Origin of the sequence: Streptomyces macrolidinus (genome assembly GCF_023887685.1) — a bacterium.
GTDB lineage: Bacteria > Actinomycetota > Actinomycetes > Streptomycetales > Streptomycetaceae > Streptomyces > Streptomyces macrolidinus.
Map to the genome: position 1 here is coordinate 1 of NZ_JAMWMR010000069.1, position 3,882 is coordinate 3,882.

The window sequence follows — 3,882 nt, forward strand, 5'->3', positions numbered from 1 at the left end:
CGGTTGGGGCGAGGTTCCTTTGAAATAACACAGCGAGGACGCTGTGAACCGAGGGGACTATTCCTCCTCTTGGTTCCGCTCTCGTGTTGTGTGACCGGGATAGCCCGGAAGCATTCACGGAGAGTTTGATCCTGGCTCAGGACGAACGCTGGCGGCGTGCTTAACACATGCAAGTCGAACGATGAACCGGTTTCGGCCGGGGATTAGTGGCGAACGGGTGAGTAACACGTGGGCAATCTGCCCTGCACTCTGGGACAAGCCCTGGAAACGGGGTCTAATACCGGATATGACCATTGAGGGCATCCTTGGTGGTGTAAAGCTCCGGCGGTGCAGGATGAGCCCGCGGCCTATCAGCTTGTTGGTGAGGTAGTGGCTCACCAAGGCGACGACGGGTAGCCGGCCTGAGAGGGCGACCGGCCACACTGGGACTGAGACACGGCCCAGACTCCTACGGGAGGCAGCAGTGGGGAATATTGCACAATGGGCGAAAGCCTGATGCAGCGACGCCGCGTGAGGGATGACGGCCTTCGGGTTGTAAACCTCTTTCAGCAGGGAAGAAGCGAGAGTGACGGTACCTGCAGAAGAAGCGCCGGCTAACTACGTGCCAGCAGCCGCGGTAATACGTAGGGCGCAAGCGTTGTCCGGAATTATTGGGCGTAAAGAGCTCGTAGGCGGCTTGTCGCGTCGGTTGTGAAAGCCCGGGGCTTAACCCCGGGTCTGCAGTCGATACGGGCAGGCTAGAGTTCGGTAGGGGAGATCGGAATTCCTGGTGTAGCGGTGAAATGCGCAGATATCAGGAGGAACACCGGTGGCGAAGGCGGATCTCTGGGCCGATACTGACGCTGAGGAGCGAAAGCGTGGGGAGCGAACAGGATTAGATACCCTGGTAGTCCACGCCGTAAACGGTGGGCACTAGGTGTGGGCGACATTCCACGTCGTCCGTGCCGCAGCTAACGCATTAAGTGCCCCGCCTGGGGAGTACGGCCGCAAGGCTAAAACTCAAAGGAATTGACGGGGGCCCGCACAAGCGGCGGAGCATGTGGCTTAATTCGACGCAACGCGAAGAACCTTACCAAGGCTTGACATACACCGGAAAGCATTAGAGATAGTGCCCCCCTTGTGGTCGGTGTACAGGTGGTGCATGGCTGTCGTCAGCTCGTGTCGTGAGATGTTGGGTTAAGTCCCGCAACGAGCGCAACCCTTGTCCCGTGTTGCCAGCAGGCCCTTGTGGTGCTGGGGACTCACGGGAGACCGCCGGGGTCAACTCGGAGGAAGGTGGGGACGACGTCAAGTCATCATGCCCCTTATGTCTTGGGCTGCACACGTGCTACAATGGCCGGTACAATGAGCTGCGATACCGTGAGGTGGAGCGAATCTCAAAAAGCCGGTCTCAGTTCGGATTGGGGTCTGCAACTCGACCCCATGAAGTCGGAGTCGCTAGTAATCGCAGATCAGCATTGCTGCGGTGAATACGTTCCCGGGCCTTGTACACACCGCCCGTCACGTCACGAAAGTCGGTAACACCCGAAGCCGGTGGCCCAACCCCTTGTGGGAGGGAGCTGTCGAAGGTGGGACTGGCGATTGGGACGAAGTCGTAACAAGGTAGCCGTACCGGAAGGTGCGGCTGGATCACCTCCTTTCTAAGGAGCACTTCTTACCAGTCTTTGGCTGGTCAGAGGCCAGTACATCAGCGAATGTCTGATGCTGGTTGCTCATGGGTGGAACGTTGACTATTCGGCATCCTCGGGTCATCTCGGGTTGTTAGTACTGCTCCTTCGGAGCGTGGAACACGGACTGCGAGTGGGCGGGGGTGTCGGGCACGCTGTTGGGTGTCTGAGGGCACGGCCGTTTGGTTGTGTCTTCGGTGCCGGCCCCAGTGCACTCACTGGATGTTTCCAGTGGGGTGATGGGTGGTTGGTCGTTGTTTGAGAACTGCACAGTGGACGCGAGCATCTGTGGCCAAGTTTTTAAGGGCGCACGGTGGATGCCTTGGCACCAGGAACCGATGAAGGACGTGGGAGGCCACGATAGTCCCCGGGGAGCCGTCAACCAGGCTTTGATCCGGGGGTTTCCGAATGGGGAAACCCGGCAGTCGTCATGGGCTGTCACCCTTGTCTGAACACATAGGGCAAGTGGAGGGAACGCGGGGAAGTGAAACATCTCAGTACCCGCAGGAAGAGAAAACAACCGTGATTCCGGGAGTAGTGGCGAGCGAAACTGGATGAGGCCAAACCGTATGCGTGTGAGACCCGGCAGGGGTTGCGTATACGGGGTTGTGGGATTTCTCTTGACCAATCTGCCGGTTGGTCGGCGAGTCAGAAACCGTATGGGTAGGCGAAGGACATGCGAAAGGTCCGGCGTAGAGGGTAAGACCCCCGTAGCTGAAATCTGTACGGCTCGTTTGAGAAACACCCAAGTAGCACGGGGCCCGAGAAATCCCGTGTGAATCTGGCGGGACCACCCGCTAAGCCTAAATATTCCCTGGTGACCGATAGCGGATAGTACCGTGAGGGAATGGTGAAAAGTACCCCGGGAGGGGAGTGAAATAGTACCTGAAACCGTGTGCCTACAAGCCGTGGGAGCGTCGGGCATCAGCTTGCTGGTGTCTCGTGACTGCGTGCCTTTTGAAGAATGAGCCTGCGAGTTTGCGGTGTGTTGCGAGGTTAACCCGGGTGGGGTAGCCGTAGCGAAAGCGAGTCCGAACAGGGCGTTTGAGTAGCACGCTCAAGACCCGAAGCGGAGTGATCTAGCCATGGGCAGGTTGAAGCGGAGGTAAGACTTCGTGGAGGACCGAACCCACCAGGGTTGAAAACCTGGGGGATGACCTGTGGTTAGGGGTGAAAGGCCAATCAAACTCCGTGATAGCTGGTTCTCCCCGAAATGCATTTAGGTGCAGCGTCGTGTGTTTCTTGCCGGAGGTAGAGCACTGGATAGGCGATGGGCCCTACCGGGTTACTGACCTTAGCCAAACTCCGAATGCCGGTAAGTGAGAGCGCGGCAGTGAGACTGTGGGGGATAAGCTCCATGGTCGAGAGGGAAACAGCCCAGAGCATCGACTAAGGCCCCTAAGCGTACGCTAAGTGGGAAAGGATGTGGAGTCGCAGAAACAACCAGGAGGTTGGCTTAGAAGCAGCCACCCTTGAAAGAGTGCGTAATAGCTCACTGGTCTAGTGATTCCGCGCCGACAATGTAGCGGGGCTCAAGCGTACCGCCGAAGTCGTGTCATTGCAGCATGTACTCCCAACGGAGGCTGTGATGGGTAGGGGAGCGTCGTCTGCCGGGTGAAGCGGCACTGGAAGGTAGTCGTGGACGGTTGACGAGTGAGAATGCAGGCATGAGTAGCGATTCACACGTGAGAAACGTGTGCGCCGATTGACTAAGGGTTCCTGGGTCAAGCTGATCTGCCCAGGGTAAGTCGGGACCTAAGGCGAGGCCGACAGGCGTAGTCGATGGATAACCGGTTGATATTCCGGTACCCGCTGTGAAGCGTCAAACATCGAGCATCGTGATGCTAAGGCCGTGAAGCCGTTCCGGACCCTTCGGGGGAAGGAAAGTGGTGGAGCCGCCGGACCAAGCGGTTAGTAGGTGAGTGATGGGGTGACGCAGGAAGGTAGTCCATCCCGGGCGGTGGTTGTCCCGGGGTAAGGGTGTAGGCCGTGCGGTAGGTAAATCCGTCGCACATAAGGCTGAGACCTGATGCCGAGCCGATTGTGGTGAAGTGGATGATCCTATGCTGTCGAGAAAAGCCTCTAGCGAGTTTCATGGCGGCCCGTACCCTAAACCGACTCAGGTGGTCAGGTAGAGAATACCGAGGCGTTCGGGTGAACTATGGTTAAGGAATTCGGCAAAATGCCCCCGTAACTTCGGGAGAAGGGGGGCCAC

2 rRNA genes are annotated in these 3,882 nt (G+C 58.1%); both read left to right on the forward strand.

From position 1 onward, the window contains the following. The first annotated feature begins 113 nt into the window (after window positions 1-113). Window positions 114-1,640: ribosomal RNA gene (locus NGF19_RS30135) — 16S ribosomal RNA — on the forward strand. Between the two features lie 317 nt (window positions 1,641-1,957). Further along, a 23S ribosomal RNA gene (locus tag NGF19_RS30140) occupies window positions 1,958-3,882 on the forward strand; the annotation flags it as partial.